General features: G+C 42.9%; 12 protein-coding genes and 1 pseudogene. 6 read left to right on the plus strand and 7 right to left on the minus strand.

Annotated features, from left to right (window positions below):
* The first annotated feature begins 116 nt into the window (after positions 1 to 116).
* The 5 genes and pseudogenes from MHI33_RS21095 to MHI33_RS21115 all read left to right on the plus strand — a co-directional run bounded on the left by MHI33_RS21095 (position 117) and on the right by MHI33_RS21115 (position 7,119).
* Positions 117 to 1,355: a carbohydrate ABC transporter permease gene (locus tag MHI33_RS21095; RefSeq protein ID WP_065099210.1), complete on the plus strand. Its 1,239-nt coding sequence runs from the start codon at positions 117 to 119 to the stop codon at positions 1,353 to 1,355.
* 1 nt (position 1,356) lies between these two features.
* Positions 1,357 to 2,199 carry a sugar ABC transporter permease gene (locus MHI33_RS21100; RefSeq protein WP_012011808.1) on the plus strand — a complete coding sequence of 281 codons (843 nt, stop codon included), beginning with the start codon at positions 1,357 to 1,359 and terminating at the stop codon, positions 2,197 to 2,199.
* Between the two features lie 11 nt (positions 2,200 to 2,210).
* Positions 2,211 to 3,406 (plus strand): annotated as a pseudogene (locus MHI33_RS21105) (glycoside hydrolase family 53 protein).
* A 23-nt stretch (positions 3,407 to 3,429) separates the two neighbouring features.
* On the plus strand, positions 3,430 to 5,496 hold the full coding sequence (locus MHI33_RS21110; RefSeq protein ID WP_126741016.1) for a beta-galactosidase: 2,067 nt from the start codon (positions 3,430 to 3,432) through the stop codon (positions 5,494 to 5,496).
* Between the two features lie 294 nt (positions 5,497 to 5,790).
* Positions 5,791 to 7,119: a CitMHS family transporter gene (locus MHI33_RS21115; RefSeq protein ID WP_044139130.1), complete on the plus strand. Its 1,329-nt coding sequence runs from the start codon at positions 5,791 to 5,793 to the stop codon at positions 7,117 to 7,119.
* A gap of 45 nt (positions 7,120 to 7,164) precedes the next feature.
* On the opposite strand, the gene MHI33_RS21120 is transcribed toward MHI33_RS21115, so the two are convergent.
* The 7 genes from MHI33_RS21120 to MHI33_RS21150 all read right to left on the minus strand — a co-directional run bounded on the left by MHI33_RS21120 (position 7,165) and on the right by MHI33_RS21150 (position 13,928).
* Positions 7,165 to 7,596 carry a DUF4064 domain-containing protein gene (locus MHI33_RS21120; protein ID WP_126741018.1) on the minus strand — a complete coding sequence of 144 codons (432 nt, stop codon included), beginning with the start codon at positions 7,594 to 7,596 and terminating at the stop codon, positions 7,165 to 7,167.
* Positions 7,597 to 7,620: 24 nt separating this feature from the next.
* On the minus strand, positions 7,621 to 8,571 hold the full coding sequence (locus tag MHI33_RS21125; RefSeq protein WP_268507126.1) for an ABC transporter permease: 951 nt from the start codon (positions 8,569 to 8,571) through the stop codon (positions 7,621 to 7,623).
* Positions 8,568 to 9,497, minus strand: coding sequence for an ABC transporter ATP-binding protein (locus tag MHI33_RS21130; protein WP_080772921.1), 930 nt, complete (start codon positions 9,495 to 9,497; stop codon positions 8,568 to 8,570). Before MHI33_RS21130 ends, MHI33_RS21125 begins: the two co-directional genes overlap by 4 nt.
* Positions 9,498 to 9,824: 327 nt before the next feature.
* Complete coding sequence (locus MHI33_RS21135; RefSeq protein ID WP_106065925.1) at positions 9,825 to 10,163, minus strand: zinc ribbon domain-containing protein YjdM; 339 nt, start codon at positions 10,161 to 10,163, stop codon at positions 9,825 to 9,827.
* Positions 10,164 to 10,255: 92 nt separating this feature from the next.
* Positions 10,256 to 11,395, minus strand: a complete 1,140-nt coding sequence (locus MHI33_RS21140; RefSeq protein WP_340913625.1) for a glycerate kinase — start codon at positions 11,393 to 11,395, stop codon at positions 10,256 to 10,258.
* A gap of 31 nt (positions 11,396 to 11,426) precedes the next feature.
* Positions 11,427 to 12,698 (minus strand): GntP family permease, encoded by a 1,272-nt coding sequence (locus MHI33_RS21145; protein WP_065099197.1) that lies wholly within the window; start codon positions 12,696 to 12,698, stop codon positions 11,427 to 11,429.
* A gap of 117 nt (positions 12,699 to 12,815) precedes the next feature.
* Positions 12,816 to 13,928 carry a CdaR family transcriptional regulator gene (locus MHI33_RS21150; RefSeq protein WP_065099196.1) on the minus strand — a complete coding sequence of 371 codons (1,113 nt, stop codon included), beginning with the start codon at positions 13,926 to 13,928 and terminating at the stop codon, positions 12,816 to 12,818.
* Between the two features lie 161 nt (positions 13,929 to 14,089).
* Here MHI33_RS21150 and MHI33_RS21155 point away from each other — a divergent pair, with 161 nt between their 5' ends.
* A complete protein-coding gene (locus MHI33_RS21155; RefSeq protein WP_003215358.1) occupies positions 14,090 to 14,740 on the plus strand; it encodes a TetR/AcrR family transcriptional regulator in 651 nt (216 codons plus the stop codon).
* The last annotated feature ends 34 nt before the right edge of the window (positions 14,741 to 14,774 follow it).

Below are 14,774 nucleotides of genomic sequence, written 5' to 3' on the forward strand. Positions count from 1 at the left end.
CAAACTGCCTGTAGTTGATCTAATTTTATATGAAGTAGGTGTTAGACGTGACGGGTAACCTTGAACTAGACCGCACACACACAGTGGAATCAAAGACACACCGGAGACGGGCGCTAATGTTCTCCTTTATACCCGGGATGGGGCAGATATACAACAAACAGTACGGCAAAGGGGCACTTTTTTTCCTGTTCGGCGTCTCTTTTTTGATTGTATTTTATGATTTATTCAATATTGGCTTCTGGGGACTGTTCACACTTGGGACGATGCTGCCTCGTGACAACTCTGTTTTTCTTTTAGCAAAGGGGATTATTGCGCTGTTAACAGCTGGTTTTGGTATCGGCTTTTATGTACTCATGATGCGTGATGCTTTTATGAATGGAAAGAAACGGGATCAAGGGGTTCCACTTCATTCCATCCGTGCTCAATATCATCAGCTCATCGATCAAGGCTTCCCTTACTTAATGAGCACTCCTGCTTTCTTTTTACTTCTATTTTCTGTTGTCTTTCCTATTATGTTCAGCTTTGCGCTTGCCTTTACGAACTATGATTTATATCACTCGCCTCCTGCCAATCTGATCGACTGGGTAGGAATCAAGAACTTTCAAAATATCTTTTCCATTGATATTTGGAGAGATACCTTCATTGATGTACTTGGCTGGACCGTCGTATGGACTTTGGTTGCGTCGACTCTTCAATGTGCACTCGGCATCTTTTTAGCGGTTCTGCTCAATCAGAAGGATTTAAAGGGAAAACGGTTTTTTAGAACCATTTTGATTCTCCCTTGGGCTGTTCCGGGCTTTGTGACCATTTTGGTGTTTGCTGGACTGTTCAATGATACATTTGGGGCCATTAACAATACACTTTTTGCATCGATAGGGATTGATCCAAAACCATGGCTAACAGATCCATTTTGGAGCAAAATTGCCCTCATTGCGATGCAGACTTGGCTTGGATTTCCTTTCGTTTTCATTATGACAACAGGCGTTTTGCAGGCGATTCCCGAGGATTTATATGAGGCTGCGACCATTGATGGAGCCAATTTTTTTCAGAAATTCCGGTCCATCACGTTACCGCTTGTTCTCTATTCCATTGCACCCATCCTCATCACACAATATACGTTTAACTTTAACAACTTTAATATTATCTACTTATTTAATGGCGGGGGACCGCCTGTTGCGGGGTCAACCGCTGGGGGAACGGACATCTTGGTGTCTTGGATTTATAAACTCACGATGCAGTCCTCTCAATATGCACTCGCTGCGGCTGTCACGATTTTACTTTCAATCTTTGTCATCGCCATTGCACTCTGGCAGTTTAAGAGAACGAATTCATTCAAAGAGGAGGACATGATGTGATATGGGATCAAAACAAAACAAGCTCATTCGCCTGAGCATTACTTATTTTATCCTTTTCATAGCCTCCATTTGTATTCTATATCCACTGCTTTGGACGATCGGTGCTTCCTTTAATCCTGGAAACAGCCTCATGAGTACAAGTATGTTTCCGAAAAATCCAACGTTCAGTCACTTTACCGAGCTCTTCTTCGGTCAAGGAGCACTTTATGCAAAATGGTATTGGAACTCCATGAAGATCAGTATTGCCACAATGTTGTTAACGCTGATTCTTGTTAGTTTTACAGGCTATGCCTTTTCTAGATTCCGTTTCAAAGGACGGAAAAATGGGCTGATGCTCTTTTTACTGCTGCAAATGATTCCTCAATTTTCAGCGCTGATTGCGATTTTCGTTTTGGCTCAAATGCTTGGACTGATTAACAGCCATCTTGCACTGATTTTGATTTATGCAGGCGGACAAATTCCGATGAATACGTATTTAATGAAAGGCTATCTTGATGCGATTCCGAAGGATCTTGATGAATCAGCCAGAATGGACGGCGCAGGGCATTTCCGAATTTTCATTCAAATTATTATGCCGCTTGCTAAGCCCATTTTGGCGGTTGTCGCCATCAACTCATTTACAGGACCACTGGGTGATTTCATCATCTCCAGTGTCATTGTCCGCTCACCCGAAATGTATACACTCCCGATCGGTCTGTACAATCTTGTGTCAGACAAAATGGGGGCCAGCTACACGACCTTTGCAGCCGGGGCTTTACTCATTGCGATTCCAGTCGCTTTATTGTTTCTTGTGTTACAAAAACAATTTGTGTCCGGCCTCACACAAGGCGGGACAAAAGGATAAGGGGAGATTTGATGAAGAAATGGATGCTCGTCACGGTTGTCGTTTTCTTTTTGATGGGATTAGGGATTTTACCTGAAGCAAAAGCGGATGCGCGATCAATGGACTGCAAGGTGATTTCATTAAAGGAGCCGATATCTCCATGCTTGCGGAAGTGGAGAGAAGCGGCGGCAGATACTTCGACCAAAATGGAAAACAGGTGGACCCGCTCAAGCTATTAAAGGAAAAAGGCGTCAACTATGTGCGCATTAGACTGTGGAACCACCCATACGACAACCAAGGTCGTGCCTATAATGGCGGGACAAACGATCTCAATACAGCCATCGCTTTATCGAAACGCGCAAAAGCACAAAATATGAAAGTGCTGCTTGATTTTCACTACAGTGATTTCTGGACCGATCCTGGTAAACAGTTCAAACCGAAAGCTTGGGCATCTCTTTCACAAAACGATTTAGTAAAAGCGGTTGGCACTTACACAGGGGATGTACTCAAAGCGATGAGAGCCCAAAATGCTTTGCCGAACATGGTACAGGTCGGAAACGAATTGAACTCAGGCATGCTGTGGCCGAACGGCAAAAGCTGGGGTGAAGGCGGCGGTGAATTTGACCGGCTTGCCGCTTTGCTAAAGGCTGGCACAAATGCTGTCCGCTCTGTCGATTCAAATATCAACATCATGCTTCACCTTGCCCATGGCGGGGACAACGGGGCCTCCCGCTGGTGGTTTGATGAAATCACCAAAAGAGGCGTCTCATTCGATACGATCGGTCTATCTTATTATCCGTATTGGGACGGCGGATTTAGCGGTCTTACTAACAATATGAATGACATTAGCGCTCGCTATCACAAAGACGTCATCGTGGTAGAAACCGCCTACGGTTTTACAACAGCAAATGGCGACAACCTAGAAAACTCATTTAACCAAGATTCAGTCAATACTGCCGGCTACCCAGCTTCACCTCAAGGTCAGGCATCTTTTATACGAGATCTATCAGAAAAAATTTCACAAGTGAAAAACAATCGCGGGAAAGGTTTCTTTTATTGGGAGCCGCTTTGGATCCCAGCGAAAGGCGCCCCGTGGTCAAGTCAATATGGGCTGGCTTATATCCAAACAACCGGTACAGTCGGAAATGCTTGGGAAAATCAAGCGATGTTTGATTTCAACGGAAAAGCACTGCCTTCTCTTGATGTATTTAAACAAATGACACCGTAATTAAAAGGATAGGACGTGACAAAATGGGAAAGCGTTACCCACTCGTTCACCCCAATGTGAAAGGCTTTTTGCATGGTGGCGATTATAATCCAGATCAATGGCTTCATATGCCGGAGATCATTGACGAAGATTTTCGATTAATGAAGCTTGCACACTGTCAAACATTCTCCATCAACATTTTCGCATGGAGTAAGCTAGAGCCAAAAGAAGGTCAGTATGATTTTACATGGCTAGATGACATCATGGACCGTTTGGCAGCGCAGGGGGCACACGCCATTCTTGCAACGCCAAGCGGGGCAAGGCCTGCATGGCTCTCGCAAACATATCCTGAGGTATTGCGCGTCGAAGCGAACCGTCAGCGTAATTTACATGGACTGCGCCATAATCATTGCTTCACCTCACCAGTTTATCGAGAAAAAACGAATACACTCAATCGTTTGCTCGCTGAACGCTACAAGGATCACCCAGCACTGATCATGTGGCACATTTCGAATGAGTACGGCGGCGAATGTCATTGTGATCTCTGCCAGGAAGCATTTCAAGGCTATTTGAAAGACAAGTACAATCATGACCTTGAAGCTTTGAATCAAGCATGGTGGACGGGGTTTTGGAGCCACACGTATAGTGATTGGTCACAAATCGAGTCACCTGCACCGCACGGGGAGCACATGATCCACGGAATGAACCTAGACTGGAAGCGCTTTGTCACCGCGCAAACGATCAATTTTTATCAAAATGAAATTGAACCGCTGCGAGAATTGACACCTCATATTCCAGTGACCACCAACTTTATGGGCGACTACCCGCATATGCGTCCATTCCTTGGACTGGATTATCATCAATTTGCAAAAGAAGTCGACGTGATTTCATGGGATAGCTATCCAGCATGGCATAGCGGCAGGGAAACAACCGCTGAATTAGCGTCAAACGTTGCCTTCGTTCACGACTTATATCGTTCATTAAAGGACGGTCAGCCATTTCTCGTGATGGAAAGCACGCCTAGCCTCGTGAATTGGCATGATGTGAATAAAGTCAAACATCAAGGAATGGCTCATCTGTCTGCTATGCAGGCGATTGCCCACGGATCAGACTCAGTGCTGTATTTCCAGTGGAGACAGGGTCGAGGTGCCTCTGAGAAATTCCACGGCGCAGTTGTGGATCATTCAGGACATGAACATACACGTGTATTTCAAGAAGTGGCTGATCTAGGGAAACAACTAAAGCAGCTGCAGCCGGTTGCGGGCACATCCGTTCAACCAGAAGTCGCCATCATATACGATTGGGAAAACCACTGGGCCATTGATGATGCACAAGGCCTAAATAATACAAACAAACGCTATGTAGAAGCTTGTCAAACTCACTATCGAAGCTTTTGGAAAAAAGGCATTCCTGTTGACATTGTAGGCATGGAAAAGGATTTCTCATCCTATCGTGTGCTCGTTGGTCCAATGCTCTACATGATCAAACCAGGCGTGGCAGAAAAGATCGAAGCATTTGTCAAAGAGGGCGGCATTTTTGTGGCAACGTACTGGAGCGGCATGGTCGATGAAAACGACCTCTGTTTCCTCGGCGGTTTCCCCGGTCCTCTCCGCCATGTACTTGGCATTTGGGCTGAGGAAATCAACACATTGATGCCAGATGAACATGTATTAATGACCACAGGAAATGGACGCACCTACCATGTCGGGCAATATTGCGAATCCATACATCCTGAAACGGCCTCTGTGTTAGGACATTTTGAGAACGGCTGCTACGAAGGACAGCCAGCCCTGACTGTCCATCCTTTTGGAGATGGAAAAGCATACTATATGGCTTCCGAAAATGAGCAGATTTTTTATGATGAGTTTTACGAGGAACTCATCGCAGAAATGGATATACAGCCCGTCCTATCAGCGGTGATTCCAGAGGGAGTCAGTGTACAAAAACGAACAGATGGCACTCAGGAATATGTGTTTATGATGAATTTTACAGAAGAGCAGCAGAACATATCACTAGATTCAGCGGAAAGCTATGAAAATATGCTGACTGACGAGCAGGTGCCAGAGAAGTTTCAGCTTGACCCTTACGAGTACGTCATCTTGAAAAAATAATTTAAAAGAAGTGTTCATTCAATGGACACTTCTTTTTTAATGATCTTAAATACCTATATAAATATATTTATTAGTAGAAATGTATTTGAAGCGTTATATTTTATCTAAATTTTTTGACATGTTTGATACCGCGCCGTGAATGGATTCACCATCCTTTTTTACCATTGTATAGGTATGAAAGCGGTTGCCTAATGCTCATATTTTTGATACTCTTTTTTTCAATGCAGCTGTGGGACTGCATTGTGATAAAAAGAGCTAACAAATGTAAACGGTTTATTGTAGGGGGAGGGTCTTATGTTAACGCTTGTTGGATTGTTGATTATTTTAACGATTGTTGTATTGCTGATTTGGGGGAAAGCAAGTCCAATTGTCGCTATGGTCATGGTGCCTTTAATAGGAGCACTGATTGCGGGATTTGGGATAAATGACATTCAAACCTTTTTTGAAGAAGGAATTATCAAAGTATTGCCGGTGGCGACCATGTTTATCTTCGCCATTTTATTTTTCGGCATTTTACAAGATACAGGGTTCTTTGAACCTGTAATTAAAGCATTAATCAAGCTGACAAAAGGAAATGTTGTCACAGTTGCAATGGGAACTGCTTTAATTGGGATCATTGCTCACTTAGATGGAGCAGGGGCTACAACCTTTTTATTAACTGTACCTGCACTGCTGCCGCTTTATAAAAAATTACATATGAGTCCTTACTTGCTGCTGTTATTAATTGGGACGAGTGCCGGATTAACCAATATGATTCCTTGGGCTGGTCCGACTGGACGGGCAGCAAGCGTCTTGAATATGGATCCATCTGAACTCTGGGTGCCGCTTATTCCTATCCAGCTCATTGGGGTGGTGCTCGTGTTAGGAATGGCGTTCTTTTTAGGAAAGAGGGAAGAAAAACGAATTCGGGTGAAAATTGCTGCAAACGAAGTAGCTGCTGTTCAACTAGAAGGCGCCGATTGGGATCGTGCCATTCAGTCTATTAGCGAAACAGGAGACGCTTCTTTAAAGCGTTATCATCTCATCTGGGTAAACCTTATTCTATTTGTCTGTGTTGTGGTACTTCTCGTGTTAAACGTGATTCCTGCTAGTTATATGTTTATGATTGGCCTGTCACTAGCACTGTTGATTAACTTTCCGAATGTGAATTTACAGATGGAAAGAATCAAGGCGCACGCACCTAGTGCACTGATGATGGCGGCTGTTATTTTCTCCGCAGGTTCATTTTTAGGAATTCTTGAAGGTACAGGGATGCTGAAAGCCATTGCGGTCGACAGTATTCATATTTTACCAGCTTTCTTACTGCCATTTTTACATATTATTGTCGGAATGCTTGGGGTGCCGCTCGATATGCTGACTAGTACAGACGCTTATTATTACGCCCTTTTGCCAATTGTTGAATCCATTACATCTGAGGTTGGTGTACCTGGTACTTCAGCGGCTTATGCAATGATGATTGGGAATATTATCGGAACATTTGTCAGTCCGCTTGCACCTGCTGTTTGGCTCGCTGTAGGCCTAGCAGGGGTCGATATGGGGAAACATATCCGCTACTCATTCTTTTGGATGTGGGGATTCAGTATTATCCTTCTGTTCGTGGCGATGCTGATAGGTATCATTTAAAAAAAGAAAGACATGCGTACAACGACGCATGTCTTTTTCTTTGTATTATGAAGGATATTCATTTGTGTGAATGTCTTCTGTTTTCGGCTTTCTAATAAGAGACATCAATCCAATGATAAACAATAGAACCATTGGAGCAAATGCAAGGCCAACTGTTCCAATCAAAAGAGTCACAGCAGAAACCAAGAAAAGAATACCTGAAATCACGGCACGGCGGTCTGTTTTCAAAAGAACCACACCGACAATCGATAGCACAGCCGCAATTGCGGAAACAACCATAAACTGCGTACCAAATGCATTGACTGAAGCTTGAAGCGTTTCAATCGGTAATGTTTCGCCTTCCTCTTGTAGTACTTCATTAATTTCATTATAAAATGATGGACCTACCGAGAGGATTAATGCTCCAAATCCAACACCAATGGCATTGAGGACAATACTAATAATCCCCATAATTTTTTCACCTTTACGACTAATCATGTGTAAACCTCCTAAAAATTTAAATTAACCTGTCTTTACTTCTCGTTTTTGGAAGACAATTAAGGCAATGGCTAAGAAAATAGCCCAATAGATGACTAGGACTATTAGTGAGAATCCTAGAGACATACCTTCGATAAGAGTAACCTGTTCCATAAAGTATTGGGATGGATCGTTTGCAAATAACAAATATTTTGACCAATCAAAGAAGAGCATTAAAATACCTGTAACTGATCCACCCACAATATAAGCTAACACACTAATGGCAATGGAGATAGCTTCACTTCTAAATACTGTAGAAATGGCGAACGAAAGGGTTCCTAAAACGACAAACATTGCACTATGAGCAAGATAATAATAGACCATATTTGCAAACTGCGAACGTTCAATCACTTCACCATTGTGATACACCAAATTCACATAATCAGTGTTAAGTCCAAAGAAAATAGCACCCAATATGAAGGACAAGATAAATAGCACCACAACAAGTAAAAGAGCATACAGCTGTACTGTAATATATTTAGATATTAGGATCTTTAGCCTTGATGGTGGACGAATCAATAATAATTTTATTGTACCATGCTTGTATTCAGCCGACACAATAGTGGAAGCAATAATGATCACAAACACACCTACTAGCTGAAGTAAATTGGCGTTTGTTTTCACATAATCCCATACACTGTGGCTAAACTGATCAGCTGGCGGCAAGTTATGCTTGATTCGATAATCATTGATAGTGATCTCTTTTTCAAGGTTTCTTTTAAAAAAACCATTCTCTGTCTCTTTGAGCTCTTTCTTGTTCTCCGTATTCATCATTTCTAGCTGGGTTTGCCAATCACCTGAAGCTTGATCTTTGTCATTTGTTTTCACTACAAATATCAGTGTAGCAATCATACCTAAAATAAGAAGTCCAACCATAATCCAAGTTCCAATACGATAACTGATCTTCATCCACTCGTTTTGAATGAGGCGAATCATACGTCTGCCTCCTTTTTACCTGTTAAGCTTAAGAACTTATCTTCTAAGGTTTGTTTTTCTATTTTGATTTCGTACAAATGAATGGACGCGCCGCTCAAATGACGAATCAATTCCGGCATTTTCTCTTCTGCCAAGGAGAAGAATAAATACTGCTCCTCTTCTCTTACAGTCGTGCCTTCCTCAAATATACCAATGAGCTTCTGCGCTTCTTCCAGCTCACCAGATGCGACCTTCATTCGATAATTGACCAATTCGTCTTGATTCGTCTCTGCACGCTGATCCTCAATCGCAATCAGCTTGCCTTTTTGGATAATCGCAAAACGATCACACATCAATTCCATTTCTGACATGAGGTGACTTGAAACAATGACAGCTAGCCCTTCTTCCTTTGCAAGCCTTCTCAAGTAATCTCGTATCATGCGAATTCCCTCTGGATCAAGTCCATTGGTCGGCTCATCTAATATCAGCAGTTTCGGTCTATGTATAAGTGCTTGCGCAATACCTAAACGCTGCTTCATTCCTAATGAAAACGTTCGAACACGCTTATGTTTCACGTGCTGTAAGCTGACCAACTCTAGCAGCTCATCAATTCGCCCTTCATCCACTTTCCCATTCATTCTGGCAAAGTGAACAAGATTTTGTCTTGCTGTTAAGTGATTATACATTTCTGGGTTTTCAATAATGGCACCAACATCTTGGATAGCATGCTGATATGAGGATTGAATACTATGACCATTAATCAGAATGTCGCCAGATGTAATAGGAGAAAGACCGACCATCATACGAATGGTTGTTGTTTTCCCTGCGCCATTTGGTCCTAAGAAGCCAAAGACTTCGCCCGCTTGGACAGAAAAGCTCAAGTCTTGAACGATCTTTTTCCCGTGAATATGCCTAGATACATTATGCAGTTCTAAAACGTTCGTCACGTTACCTCTCCTTCTTTGTCTAAGTATCATCTATCATCTATTTCCTGATAAACACCATGATCCGTTAAAAATAGAAGAACACTTCCATATGGTACAGCAATGCCCAAAAGTTGTGAAGGGGATGAGCCAAAATTTAGTGAATCATCTGCCTTTTTTAAGGTAGGGTTAAGAAAACAACAATTTTTTATGTGAAAAGAGGCTTGATTTTTTAAAAATGAACCTTTTTTCAACAGGTATATATGTATGGAATTTTGTTTAAGATTATTCCTTTCACCTATAAATAAAGAAATGAAAAAGAGGCCTCTTACTGACAGCCTCCTTTCATTATTATACCTTTTTCACAAACTCTGATTTTAACTTCATTGCACCAAAGCTAGGAATTTTACAATCAATGTTATGATCGCCTTCCACTAAACGAATGCCTTTGACCTTCGTCCCTATTTTTAAGACGGAAGAAGAACCTTTTACTTTTAAATCTTTAATGACAGAGACCGTATCCCCATCACTTAATAGATTTCCATTCGCATCTTTGACAACAAGCTGCTCCTCTGCGGCTTGTTCTTGTTCAAGTGACCATTCATGCGCACATTCAGGACAAATGAGCAGACTGCCATCCTCATAAGTATACGTTGAACTGCATGAAGGACAATTTGGTAGATTAGACATTTGTGTTTCCTCCAACTTTCTATTTCATTTCATACAATTTTACCACATTTCTATAGAAAGAATGTGATAGAAAAGGAAACATTTTTCATCGTTTACTCATTTCTTCCAATTGATATAGCAGCCGCAATATTTCGAGCGGTTCTCTCTACATGAATAGCCCCATCTCTCATCGCCTCAGAAAGAGAAGTTACACCTGGAACGATACTAAAAAGTGCATCAATGCCATGCTCATGTACGACAGCACTGTCTTTTGAGAGGGAGCCCGCGATAGCAATCACAGGCAGATGATACTGCTTTGCTGCTTTGGCTACACCGATTGGGGTTTTTCCATAAATGGTCTGCTGGTCAATTCGGCCTTCCCCAGTAATGACTAGGTCTGCCTCCTTGATGACATCATCAAACTGAACAGCTTTCAGCACAATATCAATTCCTCGCTGCAAATCGGCGTGTAAAAAGCCTAATAAACTCGCACCAAGTCCTCCTGCCGCTCCTGCCCCCGCTGCATCTTCAAAGGAAACATTGAACTGCTTTTCTGCTATGTGAGCAAAATGAGCTAAATTCTTGTCTAACACTTGAACCATTTCTCCATTTGCACCTTTTTGAGGACCAAATATAGCAGACGCTCCTCTCTCACCCGTTAAAGGATTATCCACATCACAGGCTGCCTCCAGCCGAACGGATTGCAGTCTTGGGTCAAGTCCAGATAGATCAATAGAAGCTAATTGATGAAGGGTTCCACCGCCTGGCGACAGCTCCTGTCCTGCTTGATCAAGAAAAGCCGCACCTAATCCTTGCATCATCCCAACCCCACCATCATTTGTTGCACTTCCGCCAAGCCCAATGATGACATGCTTCGCTCCTTGATCCAGTGCCGCAAGCATTAATTCCCCGGTTCCTCTGGATGTCGTGAGTAACGGATTGCGTTTTTCTTGCGGAACAAGGTGTAACCCAGAGGCTGCGGCCATCTCTATAACGGCCGTCTCACCGTCTCCTAACATGCCAAAAAAGGCATCGACGGGTTCACCAAGCGGGCCTGTGACTACTTGATTGATCATGTACCCGCCCGTCGCATCAACGAGTGATTGAACAGTTCCCTCTCCTCCATCTGCCATGGGAAGTTTAATATATTCAGCGTCTGGCAAAATCGCATGAAATCCTCGTTCGATGGCACATGCTGTCTCATATGCAGATAAACTTTCTTTAAATGAATCTGGTGCAATCACAATTTTCATCCTAAAGCCCCTCGTTTCTTATCAAATGTCATCAGCCAAACAACTGGAAAACGCCGAAAATAATGGTCGATACGACGGTTAATGTCAAACCAATTAACGATTCAAAAGGCATGAGTTTCAACCGCTCTTTGATGTCCATTTGAACACTTCCTGCTGTTGCATGGAAAAAGCTCCCGTGCGGCATATGATCAAGCACAGTTGCACCAGCATGAATCATGGCTGCTCCTGAAAGAGCTGATACACCAAGCCCAATGAGTGTACCGCTAAATACACCACTCGCTACCGCCGTTCCTGCTGTTGTCGAAGCAGTGGCGGCTGACATAAATATCCCTGAAGCTGGTGCAAGTAAATACGGAGGTAATTCCGAAGCATCGAGCGCTTGGATAAACACATCTTTTAAGGAAGAATTCGATACAATTCCTGCTAGTGTGCCTGTCCCTAATAACATAATTGCCACACCCGACATTTTATGAAGCCCCGACATCGCATAATCATTGAGAAACTTCCCTTTTTTCATGAAAAGAGCGCCTATAATGCCTCCGATCGGTAAGGCGATCATTGGGTCTATATTGATTTGAAAAAGCGGTCTTAAAGCCAACAATAAAATGGTAACAAGCGGACCCGCAAGTGCTTGAAAAAAAGCTGGCACTTCAACTTTGCTTAACGCAGTTTCCTCTTCAAGAACAGGTGTCCCTTTTTTTGCAAGCTTTTTAGCTAACACATATGTAACAGCCAATCCAAACACAGCCGGAATGACACCCGCAGCCATCATCGAAGTAAGCGGTACACCAAAAGCATCAGAAGCGGCAATGGCATTTGGATTCGGTGACATGATATTCCCTGCCTTCCCGCCTCCAATCATGGCGAGTAAAATCCCCGTTTTTGACAGCTTTGCCCGTTTCGCAATGGCAAGTGCGATAGGCGCTACCGTGATAACGGCTACATCTACAAAAACACCCACTGTTGTTAAAATCATGGTTGCCAGTGCAAGTGCTAATAACGCCCTCGCCTCTCCAAGCTTCTTCACGATCGCCTCGGCGATAGATAAAGCTGCACCCGACTCAATTAAAACGCCAGCCAGTACACCTGCCGCCATAATTCTGAGGACAGCTGGAATCATATCCTTAGCGCCTTCCATCATGACGTTGACGGTCTGAACAATATCTACACCGCCTACCAAGCCGCCTATGAAAGCACCTGCCAGCATGCCATATGCAGGTGATACTTTTTTTAGAATAAGAACAATCGCAACCACAAGTGCCGTCATGGCCCCTAGTGTACTTACTGTCACATCTCCACTCATCCTCGATCCCCCCAAAATGTCTTTCTTCAATTGTAAGCGTTTACTAATGGGAATCAGGTTGTGAATCTAGATGAACTTTTTTAATTTATCTCTTCAATTCATTGTGCATATGCACAATCAAGATAGTTGACTCATCAACTGCACCATATAAAGCTCCATCAACTGTTTCACATGACGGGGATCTTTTCCGGTCAAAGCTTGTATTTTATCTAAACGATATCGCAATGTATTCCGGTGAATAAATAACCGATCAACAATTCTTTGTAAATCACCGCCCTCTTCAATGTAAATTCTTAATGTGTGGGCAAGCTCAGCTTCTTGTGTTAATGGCTTGTAAAAGTCAACCCAACTACTGTTTTCTTCAACAGCTCCTGCAGTAATCAATAGCCTTTCCAGCTGATAAGATTCAAAAAAATAAATACTTTCCTCAGGATCAAGAGCCTTCCCCAACCTCAAGGAATCTCTTGCGTGCTCAAAGGACAATGACAGCTGGCTTATGTCGGCGGCGACAGTCCCTATCCCCACCAGCACCTGGCCTCCTACTGCTTTTTCCATTGTTCTTTGCAGCTGCCCAACCGCATGCTTTAAAAAATGATCAGAAATCGGCTGCCTTAAAAGAACCAATTCATGACGAAAGGTCATGCCAAGCAAATCATCCGCATTCTTATCGTATTGAATCGCATGAATCATTTTATGCACAGCGTCTTCTGAGGATGGAACTGGCTGAAAAACGATGGCCATTCGGTGCTTATCTAAATCCATTCCCAGCCATTCCGCTCGGTTCTTTAGCTGATGATCACCAACGTCCGAATCAGAAATTAACTGATTGACAATTTCACTCTCTATTCGCTGCCGCCACTGAACTCGTTCAAGCAGAAAAGACTGCTCTAACACCAGCTCAGCCGCCATTTTCACCAGCTCGGCATGATGCCGAATATCCTCTGGCTCACCAGTAATGCCAATCACACCAATTACTTGTTCACGAAAGCAAATGGGCAAATTGATTCCTGGTCTCACTCCTTCTAAGTGCAAGGACGCATCGTGGTCAATTTCCATACTGTTCCCGCTTGTTAGCACAAGTCGTGCACCATCATGTTTCTGACCAATCCTGTTTCGTTCACCAGAACCAATGATGACACCATCCGCATTCATCACATTGATATTTTTATCTAAAATACGCATCGTACGTTCAACCATTTCTTGTGCCAATTCAGTGGTTAAAAATTGCATTAGGCATCTCTCCTGAAGGTATTTTCATTCAATGTATCATAGTGTCATTGCACAATAAATGCAAAGTGTTTAAAAATGGGGCATTGACAAAGGTACATTGAAAAGTGTTTAATCAAATCAAGAGACCGACCGACAGTCTAGTCAAAAGAAAGGATGGCTTTATGAGAACCGTTAAACATCCTGAAGAACGTAAAAATGACATCTTAAACGCAGCCGAAGAGCTTTTTTCTACCAAAGGCTATCAGCAAACAACGATTATCGACATTCTGAAAGCTGTTGGCATTGCAAAAGGCACTTTTTATTATTACTTTTCATCCAAAGAAGAAGTGATGGATGCCATTATTGACAGGATCATCAAAGCAGATATCATCGTGGCAAAACGTATTGCGGCTGAGCCAGACCTTCCAGTCGTCGACAAACTATTTCGTATTATCATGGCGCAATCGCCTCAGCAAGGAAGCAATAAACAGGGCATGATTGAACAATTTCATCAGCCTTCTAATGCGGAGATGCACCAAAAAAGCTTAATCAAAGCGATTAAAGAACTATCACCCGTTTTAGCTGATGTCATTCAGCAAGGGGTGGGAGAAGGGACATTCAAAACAAAGTACCCGCAAGAAACGGTGGAATTCCTTCTTGCTTCTGCACAGGTCATATTTGATGAGGGCCTTTTTCAATGGACAGCCGAAGAGAGTATGCAGCGCGCGCTAGCTTTTATCGATATCCTCGAATCCTCATTACATGCAGAAAAGGGGAGCTTCTCCTTTCTTCTGAAACGTTTAACTGGAGAACTTGATGAACATAATCAGTGATTGGTCACTTCAATACCAATCCTGCATACATTAT

The sequence above is a fragment of the Bacillus sp. FSL K6-2971 genome (assembly GCF_038006405.1).
In the GTDB taxonomy this organism is placed as follows: domain Bacteria; phylum Bacillota; class Bacilli; order Bacillales; family Bacillaceae; genus Bacillus; species Bacillus pumilus.

What these genes read in the sequence shown, in the direction of transcription:
- MHI33_RS21095 (WP_065099210.1), top strand. Translation starts at nt 117, where the DNA reads ATGTTCTCCTTTATACCCGGGATGGGGCAGATATACAACAAACAGTAC.
- MHI33_RS21100 (WP_012011808.1), top strand. Translation starts at nt 1,357, where the DNA reads ATGGGATCAAAACAAAACAAGCTCATTCGCCTGAGCATTACTTATTTT.
- MHI33_RS21110 (WP_126741016.1), top strand. Translation starts at nt 3,430, where the DNA reads ATGGGAAAGCGTTACCCACTCGTTCACCCCAATGTGAAAGGCTTTTTG.
- MHI33_RS21115 (WP_044139130.1), top strand. Translation starts at nt 5,791, where the DNA reads ATGTTAACGCTTGTTGGATTGTTGATTATTTTAACGATTGTTGTATTG.
- MHI33_RS21120 (WP_126741018.1), bottom strand. Translation starts at nt 7,596, where the DNA reads ATGATTAGTCGTAAAGGTGAAAAAATTATGGGGATTATTAGTATTGTC.
- MHI33_RS21125 (WP_268507126.1), bottom strand. Translation starts at nt 8,571, where the DNA reads ATGATTCGCCTCATTCAAAACGAGTGGATGAAGATCAGTTATCGTATT.
- MHI33_RS21135 (WP_106065925.1), bottom strand. Translation starts at nt 10,163, where the DNA reads ATGTCTAATCTACCAAATTGTCCTTCATGCAGTTCAACGTATACTTAT.
- MHI33_RS21140 (WP_340913625.1), bottom strand. Translation starts at nt 11,395, where the DNA reads ATGAAAATTGTGATTGCACCAGATTCATTTAAAGAAAGTTTATCTGCA.
- MHI33_RS21145 (WP_065099197.1), bottom strand. Translation starts at nt 12,698, where the DNA reads ATGAGTGGAGATGTGACAGTAAGTACACTAGGGGCCATGACGGCACTT.
- MHI33_RS21150 (WP_065099196.1), bottom strand. Translation starts at nt 13,928, where the DNA reads ATGCAATTTTTAACCACTGAATTGGCACAAGAAATGGTTGAACGTACG.
- MHI33_RS21155 (WP_003215358.1), top strand. Translation starts at nt 14,090, where the DNA reads ATGAGAACCGTTAAACATCCTGAAGAACGTAAAAATGACATCTTAAAC.